12 protein-coding genes are annotated in these 17,298 nt (G+C 58.5%); 9 read left to right on the forward strand and 3 right to left on the reverse strand.

What is annotated here, in order from left to right:
- The first annotated feature begins 5 nt into the window (after positions 1 to 5).
- From MPN23_RS09230 to MPN23_RS09265, 8 genes are read left to right on the forward strand one after another with little or no spacing between them, the layout of a single operon-like run.
- A complete protein-coding gene (locus tag MPN23_RS09230; RefSeq protein WP_243543922.1) occupies positions 6 to 2,096 on the forward strand; it encodes a polysaccharide deacetylase family protein in 2,091 nt (696 codons plus the stop codon).
- Entirely contained in the window at positions 2,093 to 4,903 is a 2,811-nt protein-coding gene (locus tag MPN23_RS09235) for a tetratricopeptide repeat protein (protein WP_243543923.1), read from the forward strand. Before MPN23_RS09230 ends, MPN23_RS09235 begins: the two co-directional genes overlap by 4 nt.
- A gap of 13 nt (positions 4,904 to 4,916) precedes the next feature.
- Positions 4,917 to 6,398: a tetratricopeptide repeat protein gene (locus MPN23_RS09240; protein WP_243543924.1), complete on the forward strand. Its 1,482-nt coding sequence runs from the start codon at positions 4,917 to 4,919 to the stop codon at positions 6,396 to 6,398.
- Between the two features lie 13 nt (positions 6,399 to 6,411).
- A complete protein-coding gene (locus tag MPN23_RS09245) occupies positions 6,412 to 7,818 on the forward strand; it encodes a GAF domain-containing protein (RefSeq protein WP_243543925.1) in 1,407 nt (468 codons plus the stop codon).
- Positions 7,799 to 8,860 carry a tetratricopeptide repeat protein gene (locus MPN23_RS09250; protein ID WP_243543926.1) on the forward strand — a complete coding sequence of 354 codons (1,062 nt, stop codon included), beginning with the start codon at positions 7,799 to 7,801 and terminating at the stop codon, positions 8,858 to 8,860. Before MPN23_RS09245 ends, MPN23_RS09250 begins: the two co-directional genes overlap by 20 nt.
- Complete coding sequence (pelF, locus tag MPN23_RS09255) at positions 8,857 to 10,356, forward strand: GT4 family glycosyltransferase PelF (protein WP_243543927.1); 1,500 nt, start codon at positions 8,857 to 8,859, stop codon at positions 10,354 to 10,356. The genes MPN23_RS09250 and pelF overlap by 4 nt, the downstream gene beginning before the upstream one ends.
- 4 nt (positions 10,357 to 10,360) lie before the next feature.
- On the forward strand, positions 10,361 to 11,731 hold the full coding sequence (pelG, locus tag MPN23_RS09260; protein WP_243543928.1) for an exopolysaccharide Pel transporter PelG: 1,371 nt from the start codon (positions 10,361 to 10,363) through the stop codon (positions 11,729 to 11,731).
- Between the two features lie 19 nt (positions 11,732 to 11,750).
- Complete coding sequence (locus MPN23_RS09265) at positions 11,751 to 12,713, forward strand: NAD-dependent epimerase/dehydratase family protein (protein ID WP_243543929.1); 963 nt, start codon at positions 11,751 to 11,753, stop codon at positions 12,711 to 12,713.
- A gap of 180 nt (positions 12,714 to 12,893) precedes the next feature.
- Here MPN23_RS09265 and MPN23_RS09270 read toward each other — a convergent pair whose 3' ends face one another.
- Positions 12,894 to 13,202 carry a hypothetical protein gene (locus MPN23_RS09270; RefSeq protein WP_243543930.1) on the reverse strand — a complete coding sequence of 103 codons (309 nt, stop codon included), beginning with the start codon at positions 13,200 to 13,202 and terminating at the stop codon, positions 12,894 to 12,896.
- Between the two features lie 765 nt (positions 13,203 to 13,967).
- Positions 13,968 to 15,140, reverse strand: coding sequence for an RHS repeat domain-containing protein (locus MPN23_RS09275; RefSeq protein ID WP_243543931.1), 1,173 nt, complete (start codon positions 15,138 to 15,140; stop codon positions 13,968 to 13,970).
- Between the two features lie 228 nt (positions 15,141 to 15,368).
- Here MPN23_RS09275 and MPN23_RS09280 point away from each other — a divergent pair, with 228 nt between their 5' ends.
- Positions 15,369 to 15,818 carry a VOC family protein gene (locus tag MPN23_RS09280; protein WP_243543932.1) on the forward strand — a complete coding sequence of 150 codons (450 nt, stop codon included), beginning with the start codon at positions 15,369 to 15,371 and terminating at the stop codon, positions 15,816 to 15,818.
- Positions 15,819 to 15,899: 81 nt separating this feature from the next.
- On the opposite strand, the gene MPN23_RS09285 is transcribed toward MPN23_RS09280, so the two are convergent.
- Positions 15,900 to 17,024 (reverse strand): linear amide C-N hydrolase, encoded by a 1,125-nt coding sequence (locus MPN23_RS09285; protein ID WP_341540067.1) that lies wholly within the window; start codon positions 17,022 to 17,024, stop codon positions 15,900 to 15,902.
- Between the last annotated feature and the right edge of the window lie 274 nt (positions 17,025 to 17,298).

Raw genomic sequence — 17,298 nt, forward strand, 5'->3', positions numbered from 1 at the left:
AAGGCATGCAACAGGGCCGAATTGCCGCTGCATTGGGCGTGATCGCCATCACGACGCTTCTGACGTTTCTTCCTTGCGTCCATGCCGGGGACGGACTCGTCCCGGTCAAACGCGCCGTGCTTGCCGTGTATGACAGCTCGCAGGGCGTGGACGCGGAAACCAACCTGTTCCGCCTCGGCCTGCAAATGCCAGCCAACCATCTCGGCTGCACCACGGATTATCTGGACCTTGCCAGACAGCCCCTGCCCGGGGATGAAGCCATGCAGCAATACCGGGGCGTGATCTCGGTCTTCGTGGCCGACGAAATAACCAATGCCGACGAATATCTGCGCTGGCTGCTCAAACACATGAAAAACGGTGTCCGCCTGATCGTGCTGGGCTACCTCGGGACCATCGAGGCCGGCGGACAGGACGTGGACCCGAAGCTGCCGAAACAGGTGTTCGCGGCTCTCGGCTTGGATTACGCGCCGGGGCAGACCACGGCCTCGTTTTCGCTGCGATACGACAAGGTGAACCAAGAACTGGCGGAATTCGAACGCAAGCTGCCGGAATTCCCGCCCATGCACATCAACATCCGCCCCGCAGGCGAGGCCGAGGCATGGGTTTCGGTCAGCCGCGACAAGGTGGCGGATTCCTCCAGTTCCGTAATCGCGGTCACGAACCACGGCGCATTCGCCCTGAGCGGATACATCCACTGGCAGGACCCGGTCACGTTCAAGCGGCAATGGTATCTCGATCCGTTCACGTTGCTGCGCAAGGGCCTCGGCCTGCAAGGTCATCCCGCTCCGACCCCCGCCACGCTGAACGGCCTGCGCGCGGCCTTTTCCCATATCGACGCAGACGGATTCGCAGGCTGGACCGAGGTGGACAAGCACAAGAACTGCGCCGAAGTCATCCGGGACCAAATACTGACCCGATACGACGTGCCCATCACGGCCTCCGTGATCGTGGCCGAGGTCAATCCGGAAAATGCGGGAACCGACGAACTGGCAGCACTGGCCAGGGACATCTTTTCCCTGCCCAACATCGAGCCCGCATCCCATTCATGGACGCATCCGTTCTACTGGCGGCCGGAATTGCGTACGGAAAAAGTCAAGGGATACGAACTCAACGCATTCACGACCGACGACTACTCCCTGAACGCGGAAAGGGAGATCGTGGAATCAGCCGCATACATCACCCGGGAACTCTGCCCCCCGGGCAAGCCCTGCCGGATCACTCTCTGGACCGGGGACTGCCGCCCCACGGCACAGCAGATCGCCATCAGCGACAAGGCCGGGCTCCTGAACATGAACGGCGGAGACACGGTCATGGACGCGGAACGAAACTCCCTTTTCAACGTGGCCCCGCTCTATCGCAACATGGACGGTCGCCATCAGATATTCACGGGACAGGCCAACGAAAACATCCTGACCGACCTCTGGACCGGGCCGTTCTTCGGATTCCGCTCCATAACCACGACCATGGCCCGCACCGGCTTTCCGCGCCGCATTTCGCCCATCGACATCTACTACCATTTCTACAGCGCGGAAAAGATCGCCTCCCTGCAGGCACTGAAGGACGTGTACGACTGGGCCCTGAAACAGCCCGTGGCCTGGATGTTCACCTCGGACTACATCCGCATGGTTCAGGGATTCATCAAGGCGAAATGCGCACGCGCCCGAAACGGAGCGTGGATCGTCTCGGACTACGGCGACTGCCTGACCGTGCGCTTCGACCGGACCGACAAGGTGCCTGACCTATCGCACTGCCGCAATGTGCTGGGATTCGACAGACAGCCCGAAGGTCTGTTCGTGCATCTCAAGCCCGGAACCGAAAGGGCCGTGATCGCGCTCGGTGGACCGGACACGATCAACGACACGCCGCACCTCAAGCGCGCCACAGGCCGGATTTCGGAAATCCGCAGCACGGGCAGCGTGATTCAGGTGGACTACTCGGGCTGGGGCACAGGAGAAATCGTGCTGGGCGGTCTGAAGCCCGGAACCATGTTCCATGTGGACACGGGCAAACGGATGCTCAAGCTCGTTCCGCACGAAAACGGCGAGCTGCGCATTCCCGAAGTCACCACGCGCACGCTTGAACTGGTGCGGCAATGAACGTCCGCCATTGGCAGGTGCTCTGCTTCGTGGCCGCCGTGATCACGGCCTCCCTGCTCGCCTTTCCGTTCCGGCGCGACCTGATCCAGCTCTATCTCGACAGCGGAGACATCACCACCGCAGCCTCGGTCATGGAAGAGGTGCTGCACGATGATCCGGACAACTACGCCCTGCTGCTTCAGGCCGCGAAAATCAATTTCATGCTCGGCAGGCCGGATCAGGCCATCACCGCGCTGGAAAAGGCCCTGCGGCAGAAACCGCACAACCTGAACGCACTCCGCACACTGGCGCAATACCGGGAATGGAACGTCCAGCCCATGCAGGCGGCAAACGTGTACGAACGCATTGCCGAGGTAAGACCCACTGCCGAAATCTACCGCAAGCTCGTCGGGTTCTACCGCTACTTCGGGGAACGGGAAAAGGAATACCGCGCCATTGCCCGGCTCATCGGGATGACGGCCGAGGAAAAGACAGAGGGCGCTCCCCGATTCATCAGGGCCCTTGCCCCGGACCTGAATCGACTCGCGGCTCTGGAGCTGGATGACGAATCCACTCCCTATCAGGACTTTCTCATGCAGCGGCTCTTCATCCTCGACGAACGATACAGGCTGGAAACCCAAGAACCTTCGGGGCCGGACGTGGAACAGTTCGCGATCTGGGCCGGAGAGCTGTACATGGCCACGGACAATCTGGACATGGGCCGGGCATTTGCCACCCGTCTGGATACGGCCCGGGGCGGAGCCACCGCACGGCTGGCCCTCGCCTCGGTCCTGCGCTGGAACGGACGATACGCCGACGCCCTGCCCCTGCTGACCGAAATCCGCGCGGAACAGCCCGACAATCTGGAGGTCATACAGACTCTGGCTCAGGTCGGACGCGACGCCGGCAACTACGAGGTTGCGGCAGGCGCTCTTGAAGACCTTTCCGAACGCGATCCCGGGAACAGCCAGATCCGGCGCGACCTGATCAGCGTGTACATGGAAGGCGGCATGTTCGAACGCGCCGTGGCCGTGCTCCGCACCTTCATGAACACCATGGCCGATGCAGCGCAGTATCTGCACGCCTTTCTGAACGCGGCCCTGTTCTCGGGCAGCCGGGAAGCACTGGAAGCCGCGGCCGAACAATCCGAACGGTTCGACATCACCGACCCGGCCATGCTGCGCACGCGCGGGGAAATATATCTGGCGCTGGAGCAGGCCGGGGACGCGTATCCGCTGTTGCGCGAAGTGGCCGTGAAACGCGACGGCCGCCCGGACGATCTGTCCCTGCTCATCGACGCGGCCGGGGCAACGGACGATCCGGCTCTGGTGCTGGACGCCCTGACGCTGGCCCTGCGCTATCGGCCCGACGATCCGGCAATCGTGCGTGCGGCCGCAGACAGCTACAATGCGGCAGACCGACCGGACAAGGCGTACGGCCTGATTCGAAAGATCGTGCTCAAGACCAAGGCGCCGGACGATGCCCGACGCATGCTCGAATACGCAGGCTACACGGGCAAAGCCGAACCTGTCACGCAGGCCGTGGCCACGGTGCGCCGCCTGTTCCCGGACAGCCTGCAACTCACGGAACTGGCCGGTGAAGTCAGCCTGTGGACCCGGCCTCCGGCACAGGCATACCCCCTGTTCCGTCGGGCCGTGGAACTGACCGGCAGGGACAAGGCCCGCATCATGCGCATGATCGAGGTGGCCTCGTTTTCCGGAAAGGCCTCCCTGTTTCGCGACGCGGTCTTTCTGGCGCGCGAGCTGCGCCCCGAGGATCGGGAACTGGCATTCTATGCCGCGGAAATTCACGCGTCCGAAGGAGACAAGGTCAAGCTGGCCGACCTGATGCGCGTGTTTGCCAAAAACATCCGCCACAATCGCGCGCTCCTGGAAAAATGGGCCGTGTACGCCGAGAGCGCAGGCCTGAACGAAGAGGCGTACCACCTGTTCAGCCAGCTTTTCGAGGACCATCCGGACTCCTCGAAATATCGGGACGCGAAAATCAGGCTGGCCGAATACACGGACCGCCCGGACGTGGCCGCAAGCCTGCTTGCCCCCCAATCCGACGCCAGCCCCCGAAATTTCGATCTGGCCATGCGCACGGGCCGGGCCTTTCTGGGCGCGGGACTACCTCCCGAGGCCCTGCGCTATTTCCGCCGGGCCGCAGGCATTCGCCCTGCGGACGAAGACGCAGCCCTTGCCATGCTCGAAGCCCAGGCAGCAGGCGGCGACTTTGCCAAGGCCATCGAATATTATGAAACACTGGCTCGAAAACGCCAACTCACCGAAGAGGAACGGATTTTCCTTGCCGAAGCCCATGTGAATGCAGGCCAGCCCGAACGCGCGCTGAACCTGCTGGCCGAGTATGCGGACGCAACCGACTCGCAGCCGCGCGGCGCACTGGTACTGGCACGGGCCATGGCCCTGACTGGCAAGGGGCGCAAGGCCCGCAGACTGTTCCGCCAACTGGCGCGGGCACAGGCAAACAACGCGGAATTCCTGATTCTGGCCGGATCGGAGTCCCTGTATCTGGGCATGGCGGAAATCGCGGCGGACATGTTCGACCGCGCGCTCAGGCTGGTTCCCGGCGACATCCGGGCCATGAAGGGAATGGCCATTGCCTACGCGGATTACGGACAGGAACATCGAGCGGAACGAGCCTTCCGCAGCTATCTGAAGAAATACCCGGGGGATGCCGATGCCCACCTTCGGCTGGCCGAACTCTACGGCAGGATAGGCAAACCGTCCCTTGCCCTGCGCCAGTCAAAAACAGCCGAACGGTTGCTTGCCGAGCAAAAGCGGGCTACACAGTTTCGAAAACCATAATCGACAACCATCTATGCGAAGACTGTTTCCGATTTTTCTCATTCTCCTGCTCGGACAGATGCTCGTCTTCAGCGGCCCGGCACGGGCGGCCACGGACGAGGAGAATCCGTATCCTCTTGCAATCGGAAATAATCAGCCGCCTCAGACATATCCCTTTGTAGTGGAAGGCGATGATCCGCGCGTGGCCCGGGCAAGAATCCTGACGCAGACCGGGGACCTCGACAAGGCCATTGCCCTGTATGAACACATCCTCAAGGACCGCCCCGGCGACGCGGACATCCTCTCCCTGTATGTGGAGCTGCTCATCGACCGCGGGGATTACGAAAAGGCCTTGACCACGCTCGGCCACTGGCTCAGGGGTGATCCAGCCTCGCCGGACGGACTGCGGCTCATGGGGACGTTGCGCGCCAGGGCCGGGCAGTACGAGGAAAGCGTCCGATTCTACGACTCCCTGTTGCAAATCCGCTCGGAATCCGGCGCGGCACTGGTGGATTCCGCATTCACGCGACAGGATGCGGGCGACTGGTCCCGGGCCATCAACGACTTTTCCCACGCACTGGAACTGGACCCGGACAATGCGGACGCATCCGAAGCGCTCCGCACCCTGCTGCTGGAACACAGGCCACGCCTTGACATGGGCGTGTCCCACGTGGACCAGACAACAGGCTGGTACCGGCTCTGGCCCGTGAAATTTTCCATGCACCCGGATGCGCCCACGCGTCTGGAACTGGGCGTCACCATGGGCCAGATTCACCGCAAGGCGGATGACGGAGCCGAACGCGTTGACCGCACGGTTTGGGACCGCTGGGCACGCGTCACCCGCACCGTGAATCAGGACTGGGACGTGATTCTCGGGCTGGGGGTTCACGACGACGGCTCGCACGGCTTTGCTCAGGAGGCCGGGCTGGGCTACCGCCCGTCCTTTGGCGGCCAGACCGTGATCATGTACGAACGGAGCAAGCCCTATTACGATTCCGTGGAGGGCGCGGCCCGGCACATGACCTTCAATCGCGCCCGATTCCGGTACGAAGGCTTTTTCAACGACTCCTGGGGAATGGGCCTCGATGCCTATGTCCAGGACTACGGCATAGATGACGGCACGGACTACGGAAGACGAAAGGGCGTGGAGTTCGCCCTGACCAAAAAGATTTCCGATCAGCCCGGCCTCTACCTCACATACTCGTTTCTGCGCACCAATTTCGACTATGAAAACGACGCGAACACGCCTGTGGATTTCCTGAAATCCGAGGCAGTTCATACGCTCTCGGCCTTTCACGAACACTCCCTCACCCCCTTTCTCGGCTACACGCTCTCCGGCGGAGCGCGCAAGGACCAGTTCAAACCTCAGGTAACTTTTTTCTGGTCCGGTGGATTAATTGTCAAACTCCATGATAGGGTGGAATGGAGGTCCGGGTACGAATACACCTCGGACAGCGGAGATGCCGGAGGCGGCATTTCCCGAACCCTGAATTCATCGATCAGTATCGTGTTCTGACAAGGGAGCCGCCATGCTGCACAGGGGGGGGCGTTCGGACGCCAGAAGAATCTTTCTCGTGGAAGCGCTTCTGGGCCTCGGCATCATCACCGTGGTCAACATGCTGTTCTATCGGGCCAATCCCGGGTTCATCGACGTGGCCCCGCATCCCTACTGGCTCGTGGTCGTCCCCATTGCCGTGCGCTACGGCTTCACGGGCGGGCTCATGGCCGGACTGATCTCCGGTCTCGCGTATTTCGGCTTCAAGATCATCTCCATTCCGGACGTCTCCATTGTCGAGGCGACCTCGTTCGACGTATGGGGCAAGCCTCTGCTCCTGATCTCGGTGGGGGCCATTCTCGGCGAAATCCGCCAGCTTCAGATTTCCGAACTCAACGAACTCAGGACGGAACGGGACGAACTGCGTTCCACCTGCGACCGCCAGCGCGAACAATACGAAGCCCTGAGCAAGGCCAAGGAAGAGGTGGACACCCGCATCGTGTCGCAGGAGCACACGCTGGCCACACTGTACGAGGCCACCCAGTCCCTGCGCACGCTCAATGCCGAGGGAATCTATTCCGCCATTCTGGATCTGCTTCAGGATTACGTGCATGCGGACGAGAGCACCATCTTCATCAGGGAGGACAACACGCTCGTGCTCCGGGGCGCACAGGTTGCCCCGGATCGGATCGTACCCGAGACCATCCCGCTGGATCAGGCCGAAAGCATGATCGTCAAGGCCGTGACCACGGGCAAGCCCCAATCCCTGAACATGGAACTGCTGGACCAGGGAGCCCCCGATTCCACCCTGATCGCCGCCCCCATCACCACGGCGGACGACAAGCATGTAATGGGCGTGGTGGTGGTGGAAAAGATGCCGTTCGTGAAATTTTCGCCCACAGCCATCCAGATGACCGCCCTGATCGCGGACTGGTGCGGCGCAAGTCTGGAAAACGCCCTGCTCTACAATGAAACCCGGGACAAGCTCATCGCGGACGAGGTCATCGACGCCTACCGCTTCGAATACCTGAACCGAAGGCTGGACGAGGAGTTCAACCGGGCCAGACGGTACGATCTGGACCTGTCACTGATCATTCTGGACCTTCCGGGGCTCGAAGAGCTGGAAGCCGACGACCTGCAAAGCGTGCTGGCGGAAATGAGCGTGGTGCTCAAGAGCAGCATACGCAACATCGATCTGCTGTTCCTGAACAACCGTCCCGGTTCGTTCGTGCTGCTTCTGCCCACCACGAGCATGGAAGGCGCGCGAGTGGTGGTGCGCAACCTGAACAGAGCATTTCAGGCGCTTCCGGCCAGTGGCAGGATGGGGGCGCTCCGCTCCCTGCGCGCCGGACTCAGCGCCTATCGCACGGGCATGGAAAAGCCCGGGGAACTCTACGAAGACGCAACGCGCAAGACCAGCTATGTCCGATTTGAGAACTAGAGTCCGCAGACGCGCAGCGGCCAGGTTCCTGATCATGGCCGCATTGGCCGCGCTGTTCGAATCCCTCGCCCTGTACGTGGCGGGGTCGGACCTGTTCGTACCGACAGTGAAATGGCCCGCAGCCGCGCTCCTGCACATCTGCGCCGCGGCGTCCTTTCTCATCTTCCGCAAACGCCCGCGCGGGCTGGCCGGTTTGGGCCACTACCTGCCGAAGCTCTGCGGGATACTCACGCTCTTCCTGCCTCTCGCCGGACTCGTCGGCTCGGTGCTCTCGGTCATGGGCGCACACATCCTGCTGGAATCCAAGGGATTGGCAACGCACATGGAAGGCCATGAATACCGGGGCGACACCCTGCTGGAACGCATCGAGACACAGGACTCGGCGCAGATTCTGCGCGAGGAGATCAGCATCCAGCCCATCATCGACATCATGTCCGGGGAGGACATGAACCTGAAGCGCGGAGCCATCAACCTGCTCCGACGCATGGGAACCGCCGAGGCCGTGGGCATGCTCAAGAACAGCCTGACCGATCCCGCCCCGGAAGTCCGCTTCTATGCCCACACGGCCCTTGCCCGGCTGGAGGAAAAGCGCATCGACGCACTTCAGGAGGCGGAACGCAAGGCCGCCTCGGAAAAGCCCGAGGACCTGCGCATTCTGGCCATGGCCTATCGCGACTATGCCGATTCCGGCCTGCCCGAACAGACCATGCGCGAACACTACTGGGCGCAGGCCTATGAAATAGGCACACGGGTGCTGTTCTCGAAACCCGATGATATCGAACTCACCCTGATGCTGGCCGACCTTGCCTACGAACGGGGAGAACCTCTCGTGGCCGAAGGCTTTTACGCAAACATGCTCAATCTGGGCAAAGGCATGATGGAAGCCTATCTCGGCCTCTGCCGCATCAAGTTCGAGCAGGGCGACATGCTGGAGCTCAGGCACCTTGTCCAATCCATGCGCGAAACCGATCCGCAACCATCGGAGAATCCGGCAGCTCGGACGGCATATGCATTCTGGGCCTCTTCCGGGGAGGCATCATGAGCCGAGTCCACGACGTATGTCTGCTTCTTGAGGGAAGCTATCCTTTCGTGTCCGGCGGTGTTTCGGTCTGGGTGCACAATCTGATTCGCAGCCTGCCGGACATCGACTTCACCGCAATATGCATTCTGGCCAGTTCCAGGGAAAAAAGCGAAATCAAGTACGAACTCCCGGAAAACTTCCGCGACTTCAAGGTCGTATACGTCCATGACCCGGTGCAAAGCAGACCGCATCTGTTCCGGGACATGAAGCCAGGCGAAATCGAACGCATCAGAAAATTCCACTACGGCATGAAATCCGGCGATCCTTCCATCATTCACGACATGATCAAGCTGTTCCGGGGCGGCACCATCCGGCTGGAAGACCTGCTCCACGGCCGCCGATCGTGGGATTTTCTGCTGGAACTCTACGGCCCGAACAACAATCAGGACTCGTTTCTGGACTACTTCTGGACCTACCGCTTCACGCATCTGCCCATTTTCCGCATGCTCCAGAGCGGCCTGCCCAAGGCCAGAGTCTACCACTGCATTTCCACGGGATATGCCGGGCTGCTCGGCTCCATAGCCTCCATCATCAGCAGACGCCCCATGCTGCTCACGGAGCACGGCATCTACGTCAAGGAACGCAAGATCGAGATCTCGCAGGCCGAATGGATACAAAGCCGGGACCAGCAGCGCATCCGGGTGGAGCGCGACCTCGGCACCTTCCAGAAGTTCTGGATCAAGATATTCGAAAGTCTGGGCAAGCTCACCTATGACTATGCCTCGCGGATCATCACCCTGTACGAGGGCAACAGGCTGCTCGAAATCGCCGAAGGCGCGGACCCGGCCAAGATCGAAATCATCCCCAACGGCATCAACCTCGACTATTTCAGAAACGCCATGAACCCGGACCGCACTCCACCCGAACCCAGCGGCGGGGCCATCGGATTCATCGGCAGAGTCGTGCCCATCAAGGACGTGAAGACCTTTCTCCGCGCCGTGAAGATCGTTTCCCTGAAACGCCCGGACCTCAAGGCGTACATCATGGGTCCCACGGACGAGGACGAGGAATATTACGAGGAATGCCGCGACCTGACCCAGACTCTGGGACTGGAGCGCATCGTGGAATACACGGGCAGGGTCAACATCCGCGACTATCTGCCGAATCTGGACCTGATCGTGCTCACGTCCATTTCCGAAGCCCAGCCTCTCGTGGTGCTGGAGGCCAATTGCGTTGGCGTGCCGTGCGTGTGCTCGGACGTGGGCGCGTGCAGCGAACTGCTGGCCGGACGCATCGAAGAGGATGCAGCCCTGGGCCCGTCCGGTCTGGTGACCAAGGTCGCGGACCCCATTGCCACGGCAGAGGCGATCTCCGCCATTCTGGAATCCCCGGAAACATGGCGGGCCATGTCCGAGGCGGGCATGAAACGGGTCAGGCAGTTCTACCGGGAATCCGACCTGAACGACCGCTATCGGGACATATACCGCACCTGCAAAGACCTTCCGGACATGGAGTGACGGCATGGCAGGCATAGGTTTCGAGCTGCGAAAGATTCTGGACAGGGACTCCTACCTGAGCGAACTGACCGCCTATCTGTATGCGGCCATGGTCTCGTCCGGGCCGTGGCTCATGAGCGTGATCTGCCTGTCCATTCTCGGCCTGTTCCGAGGACCGGGCTTCACCGTGCTGCGCCACGAGGTGTTCCGATCCACCATCATCTACAACTACTGCTTTTCCCTGATCCTTGTCGGCGTGATTCAGCTCGTGCTCACGCGCTATCTGGCGGACCGCATATACGAGGGCAGGGAACGCGCCACCCTGAGCGCGTTCTCCACATCCCTGCTCATGGTCTATCTGACCGCGATTCCCATCGGCATCGCCATCTACTGGCGATTCGAGGTCGGGCCATTCTACAAGCTCTGCGCCGTGCTGCTGTTTCTGGTCATCTGCTCCATCTGGCTGGCCATGATCGCCCTGTCCGCAGTCAAGGATTACCTGCACATCGTGTATGCATTCGCCACAGGCACGGCATGCAGCATTGCCGGAGCCATGGTCCTGTATCCGCCCTTCGGCCTGACCGGCTACCTCATCGGCTACACGCTGGGCCAATGCGTGATCTTCTTCTGGATACTCGCCCGGCTCCTTTCGGAATTTCCGCCGGAAAACGTGATCGACATGCAGCTGGTCCGGTACATGGCCAAATACTGGGACCTTGCCGCCATCGGATTCGGATTCAACCTCGCCATCTGGATCGACAAGATGGTGTTCTGGTTCGCTCCGGACTCCCGCGTGATCTTTCCATGGTTCCGCACCCACGATTTCTACGAGGGGCCGATCTTTTTCGCCTATCTGAGCATCGTGCCCACCATGGCCATATTCCTGATGAAGATCGAAACCAAATTCTACGAGCATTACCGGGACTACTACGCAAAAATCATGGCCCACAAATCCCTGAAACTGATACTCATGGAAAAGAAAGGCATGATCGAAATGCTGCGGGAAAGCATGCGCGAGGTCTTCATCATTCAGGGCGCCATCACCCTGCTCTGCCTGGTGTTCGCCCCGGCGCTGGTGGACCTGGCCCAGCTCATGCCCATGCAGGTTCCCCTGCTCCGCGTCGGCCTGATCGGCGCATTTCTTCAGGTGCTCCTGTCCATGGCCGTGATCGTGCTCTTCTACTTCGACCAGCGGCGCAAGGTGCTCGTGGTCACTGCGGTCTTTCTCCTCGGCAATGGCATTCTCAGCTGGATTTCCACGCTCTGGGGCTTCCAGTACTACGGATACGGCTACTGCTACTCCTGCCTCATGGCCCTGATCACCGCCTTCTACATGCTCCAAAAAACCGTGGACGATCTCGAATTCATCACGTTTGCGGAACAACCCATAGCCTGACGGCATCGGGAGGGCGCACATGCCCGAAAGAACATGCCTTGTTACGGGATGCGCGGGATTCGTGGGTAGTCACCTTGCGGAAAGACTGCTGGCGCTGGGGCACGTCGTTGTGGGCGTGGACAACTTCTTTTCCGGTCGCCGCCGCAACATGGCAAGCTTCGCGGGCAACCCCGACTTTCATTTCCATGAATGCTCGATCACCGAACCCGATCTTCTGCCCCGGCTCAGGGACGAGCATCCCAACCTTTCCCAAGTGTACCATCTGGCCGCCATCGTGAGCGTGCCCTATTCCATGGAGCACGAGCAGGAAACCATGACCGTGAACTGGGAGGCCACGCGCACCCTGCACGATCAGGCGCGGGAACTCGATTTCGGGAAATTCGTTTTTGCAGGTTCGGCAGCGGAATACGGCGATGCCACGGCCCTGCCCCTGAAGGAGGAGCACGCCACGGACGAAACCCGCCAGCTCAGCCCCTACGGCAGGGCAAAATTCCTGTCCTCGCGCCACATTGCCGAGGGCGGGTTCGGCGCGTCCCTGCGCTGCTTCAACATCTTCGGTCCGCGGCAGGACCCGTCCAGTCCCTATTCGGGCGTGGTTTCCATCTTCATGAACCGGAGCATCGCGCACCAGCCGATTCTCATCTACGGAGACGGCACCCAGACCCGGGATTTCGTCTATGTGTCCGATGTGGTGAACGCCTATCTGCTCGCCGCAGGCATCACGGGCGAGGGACAGCTTTCCGGCATCTACAACGTGGCGCGCGGCGAGGAGACATCCATCGTGGGCATTGCCATGCAGGCTCGCGCCATTGCCGGATCAACCGCGCCCATCGACTTCACCCTGCCCCGCCCAGGCGACATCCACCGCTCCCTTGCGGACATATCCCGCCTCCGCGCCCACGGCTATGCCCCGCAGGTGGAAATCAACCACGGCCTCAGGCAGACCATGGCGGAACTGCAAAGGGAAGCGGAGGAAAAATAGAATCCGGCAGAAAACAGGGAAAGGGCCAGCCACAACACCGGGAAAAAGATTTCCAAAAGACGATCCTTGAAATCGTCATGACTACGGATACGAAAAAAATGTGCACAGCATATTTTCGGACGATCTGTAACATTGAGAGTCCCTTTCACCAACATCATGCAAAAAGCATCATACTTTCATCTAATTCACTGAAAGTATCAGCATAACAAGCAAAATGCTGATGGCTTCACAGGTGTTCAAATTCCGAACATGAAAAATTCGAGAAATAAGACGCTCCCAAAAGGATTTTATTATCCATACGCCTATTGCTGATGACACAACAAACAATATGATAATAGCCATCATACTCATCGCAAATTCAGACTCGAACATTTTGTCTATGACAATGCCACTCTCATCTTTGTATTCCAGCAGTGATTTAGCAGATTGAAAAAGAAAAAACACACCAAAAAGGATAGTATTGTACCCGTTTGTTATTTTTTTATCCATATATATTTCCCAGCTCCCAATCCATTACTATAGTAAAAAATATTGCTACCATTAAAAATGGCTATAAGCTTGCATTTTTACTTTTATTGGTGCGTGACGACACGGATGTTTGAAAAAACTGGCGAGATGAGCTGAATCCAACGGCTCATCCAGATCCTTTTCATTCGTCTATTTTTTCATCATGCTTCTTTGTACGCCGAATAGACCATGCAAAATGCACAATTGACAAACCAATAGCTGCATATATGTAAGCTACCCATTCAAAGGTTGCCCACTGTAACTAAAATCTCGGGGCACAATCATACCTATTCCATGAGCCGACATAATAACGGCCATGAAAATTTCACACGCTTTTACTCTCACATTATTTCCCGAAATCTTCTTTGTAGCAGTCATAGCCACTTCTGGCAGCGGCGCCAGCAACTCCCGCCCGAGTCATGGGTGCCAGGCCCTTATCAAACGCTGCTCATGTTTCCCAACAAATATCGCGCGGTTCACAAACAAATCCAAAGACATTAATTCAAGAACATTACTGCTCACTCATTTTCTCCACAGGCTTCTTCCTGAAGAACAACCACAAAGCTCCTATTGCAGCAGGAAGAGTCGAAGAAACAGTTGAAAAAACAAAGCTCTCTACTGTATGCCTTTCCAATATATCATAACATAGAGAAAAAATGGCAACTATTCCCAAAGCAATTCCTCTTTGCCTGTTTGTCTTAAGCACAACACCCTCTCTGTTCCACTAATATCATTTTCAACTCTTTCCTATGGCACCAGAGAATTCAGCATATGTAAAACATCCTTTTGTGAAGGCGACAGACTTGATTTGTCGATACCTTCAGCCAGCACACCATCGACCAAGCCTTTCCCAAAGCCCGTAACGGTACCAACAGTTCCGCCGACAAGCGTTCCGGCTCCGGGTACTACACTGCCAATGCCTGCCCCCAACAGTCCTCCGCTCGCCGCCCCCACAGCTCCGCCCTTCAAGATATTTTTCAACGAACCAATGCGGTCTTCATTGTCATGCTCCGCATCAAACAACCCGCTCGGGTCCACGCCGTTTACCGGGTCATCCAGACAATACCCGTACCAGTCCGGGTCGCCACCCGCGTTTCCAATGGGATCGGGCGCGGTCCAGCGGCCCGTGAAGGTATCGTAGTCGCGCCAGCCGAAGCGGACAAAGCCAAGCTCCCGATCGTGGAGCCCACCGGCGAAGCCGATGGGGATACGCAATGACGTGTTGGTATCCTTGATTATTCCTCCAAACGGGTCGTACAGGATTTCCTGTATCACCCTGCCGTCAACATTGGCAACAACCCGCAGACTGCCGACCTGATCATAATGGAGATGAAACTCGGCCCCGTCCTCACGCTGCATGGCATGCGGCGTGCGTTCGCCTTCATCATAAAGAAAACGATAGCCGAATTCACCGTCATGGAATCCGGCCAGACGCAGAAAATCAAGCCATGAACAGGACTCGACCACAACGCCGTTGCGACGCTTGCAACTCCGCCGTCCCTGCGCGTCATGATCAAACTCCAGCACAATCCTGTCGTTCGGCAACTCCACCTTGAGAAGCCGATAGTCCGGGGCATAGATATAAAGCGCAAATCGCCCGCCGGAATTCCAGATGGCGCGGAATCCCGAACGGTCATGCGTGTAGCTGTTGTTGCCAGCCCGAGTCAGCCGATTGTCCGGCGTGTAGGCGTAATCCCGCATGTTCGGCCCCACTGTCAGAGGGAAATGATCGCGCGCCCGGCGCCCCTCGCGGTCATACCAGCACTGGCAGACGACCTTGCCATCCAGACGGGCCTTGGTCAGTCGCCCGGCCTTGTCGTAATCATATGCCCATTCGACAGAATTTCCGGCAACGGTTTCCCGCTTCCCGACAATTCTGCCCGTCCGGTCCGAACACGTTTCGCAACTGTAGGGGTTCATGCTTTCCTCCTTGAATGGTCATGGAAATGAATTCGAACCACCATACCCCGGGATTTCGCTCCGGACGGCCAGCGGGCGAAACAGGGATCAAAGGAAAACAGCAAGGAGGATTGACGCGGACTGGAAAAGGAAGGAATGAAAAACGGAAACCAGTTGCAAGGATGTCGGATTCGAAAGGATGACACCCCATTTGCCACAAGTTCAACGGGATCGCGTCAGGAGGCCCCCATGAAATTCGTTCACACAAACATCGTGGCCAGAGATTGGAAGCGGCTGGCAGATTTCTATCAGGAAGCTCTGGGCTGCACCCCGGCCTCGCCGGAACGCAATCTCCAAGGAGAATGGATCGACGCCGTAACCGGCTTGAAGGGCACGCACATAGTCGGCATGCACCTGCGCCTGCCGGGCTGGGGCGACAGCGGCCCGACTCTGGAGATATTCCAGTACAACCAAAGCCCGGAACGACCACCCGTCGCCACGAACAATCCCGGCTTCGGGCACATCGCCTTTCTGGTGGAAGACGTCAGCAAGACCGCCGCAACCTTCATGGCCCACGGCGGCTCCCCCGTGGGCGAGCTCATCTCGCAGAAATACCCGGACGGTCGCGTCCTCACAGTCCAATATCTCGCCGACCCCGAAGGAAACATCGTGGAACTGCAAAGTTGGGAGGACAAGTAGAGGCTGTCACGCAGATTAAAAGACAAAAAGCGGGCTGCATCTCTTGATGCAGCCCGCTCGGTCTACGTAGCTTCCCGAATACTAGCGGGGAGTGACGTCCTCAATATCCTGAGCCTTTTCCCGATCCAACGGAAAGCGCTGAAATCCCTTTCCGGTTGGCGCAAAATCGACCTTCTTCAGATCGACCATGCGCACTTTGCGGTTATGCTGCGTATGATAGTAGAGTTTGAGATTTCTCGTGTCCGCCGCCGTTGTCCACAAGGTCGCACTCCGCATCCCCTTCAGCAGATTCGGGTCGGCATTCGCACCTTCGGCAGACCCCACCGGCAGGTTGAAATTGTCGAGAACGCGGAAGACCTCATACACGGTCTCGTCGCCATCCTTCGTTTTTCTCGCGGTCTGCGAATAGGCCACAGCCCGAACGAATCGGGAAGGGGGGGTATAGTCACCCGGAATTCCCAGCAAACCGCTTCCTCCGCCGACAGGAGAGAAATCAAGGTCCTCGATCTTTTTGGTGGGCAAGGCCACTGCGGACAGATTGATGTAATTGCGAAGATTGGTCATATGCCAGTCGAAGGATGGTGAATTGGTCAACACCCGCAAATGGTTGTCGAAAACAGTCAACTCACCTTCAAGATACTGGACGACGATGGCCTTTCCGCTCTTGTCGACGATGGTGAAATGTACCGGAGGCGGTCCGCCGAGTGCAGGCTCGGGAATGGGCACAACCCGAATTTTCTCAAGCCCTTCACGCACTTCATCGACCGAGGCGAACATGGTCAGCACATAATTGGGCAAATCCAGAGCCCCCATGGAAACGTCAGCCCGAGCCGGGTCATAGGCTTGAAACTCGGCAAAACCCGGCAGGTACAACTCGCCAAGCACCAGACCTTTCTCGTTCATTCCGTCGGAAAGGAAATCCTTTTCAAGCGCGTCCAATCCGACGACACCATACTTTGCCTTCCACCGCAGTCCGGGCTTCCCATCCGGGGTATGCCCGGTGAACTCGCATCCGCGCGGAACAATGACCAGACGGGATTTCAGGTCGAATGTCCCCCACTCCATGGTTCTGCCATACACCTCCGCCCCGTCTTCAGCCTTCAGCACAATGCTCGTGCATGCCGATGCGTTGACCGGCATCAGGACAGCGGCCCATGTCAGCACAAGGCAAACGGCCGCCCAAAGCTTCATAGTGTTCATGAACATCCTCCATATTATTGCGTTCGACTCAGAATATTCGGAGTCAAAATAAGCGATATACGATATGAAAATTCGTTACAACACAAACCGGAAGACGGATTGCCCAAGGAGTGTGCCAAAAAGGAAACGGCATGGAGGATTGTTCGAATTCCCAATCCCACCTTCAGCTGCTTGCGATCCAAGCCGGACGAAAGGACATTGAAAATATTTTCTCGGAATCGTCACAGAGACATCGGAGGAGCGAGTTGAGCCCTGTCGGGCGATGGGAAAATTCAAAGGG

The sequence above is a fragment of the Pseudodesulfovibrio tunisiensis genome, assembly GCF_022809775.1.
GTDB lineage: Bacteria > Desulfobacterota > Desulfovibrionia > Desulfovibrionales > Desulfovibrionaceae > Pseudodesulfovibrio > Pseudodesulfovibrio tunisiensis.

Excerpts from the sequence above, each read along its gene's own strand:
- MPN23_RS09250 (WP_243543926.1), top strand. The coding sequence starts at position 7,799 with ATGTCCGATTTGAGAACTAGAGTCCGCAGACGCGCAGCGGCCAGGTTC.
- MPN23_RS09280 (WP_243543932.1), top strand. The coding sequence starts at position 15,369 with ATGAAATTCGTTCACACAAACATCGTGGCCAGAGATTGGAAGCGGCTG.
- MPN23_RS09230 (WP_243543922.1), top strand. The coding sequence starts at position 6 with ATGCAACAGGGCCGAATTGCCGCTGCATTGGGCGTGATCGCCATCACG.
- pelF (WP_243543927.1), top strand. The coding sequence starts at position 8,857 with ATGAGCCGAGTCCACGACGTATGTCTGCTTCTTGAGGGAAGCTATCCT.
- MPN23_RS09265 (WP_243543929.1), top strand. The coding sequence starts at position 11,751 with ATGCCCGAAAGAACATGCCTTGTTACGGGATGCGCGGGATTCGTGGGT.
- MPN23_RS09275 (WP_243543931.1), bottom strand. The coding sequence starts at position 15,140 with ATGAACCCCTACAGTTGCGAAACGTGTTCGGACCGGACGGGCAGAATT.
- MPN23_RS09285 (WP_341540067.1), bottom strand. The coding sequence starts at position 17,024 with ATGTTCATGAACACTATGAAGCTTTGGGCGGCCGTTTGCCTTGTGCTG.
- MPN23_RS09270 (WP_243543930.1), bottom strand. The coding sequence starts at position 13,202 with ATGGATAAAAAAATAACAAACGGGTACAATACTATCCTTTTTGGTGTG.
- MPN23_RS09235 (WP_243543923.1), top strand. The coding sequence starts at position 2,093 with ATGAACGTCCGCCATTGGCAGGTGCTCTGCTTCGTGGCCGCCGTGATC.
- MPN23_RS09240 (WP_243543924.1), top strand. The coding sequence starts at position 4,917 with ATGCGAAGACTGTTTCCGATTTTTCTCATTCTCCTGCTCGGACAGATG.
- pelG (WP_243543928.1), top strand. The coding sequence starts at position 10,361 with ATGGCAGGCATAGGTTTCGAGCTGCGAAAGATTCTGGACAGGGACTCC.
- MPN23_RS09245 (WP_243543925.1), top strand. The coding sequence starts at position 6,412 with ATGCTGCACAGGGGGGGGCGTTCGGACGCCAGAAGAATCTTTCTCGTG.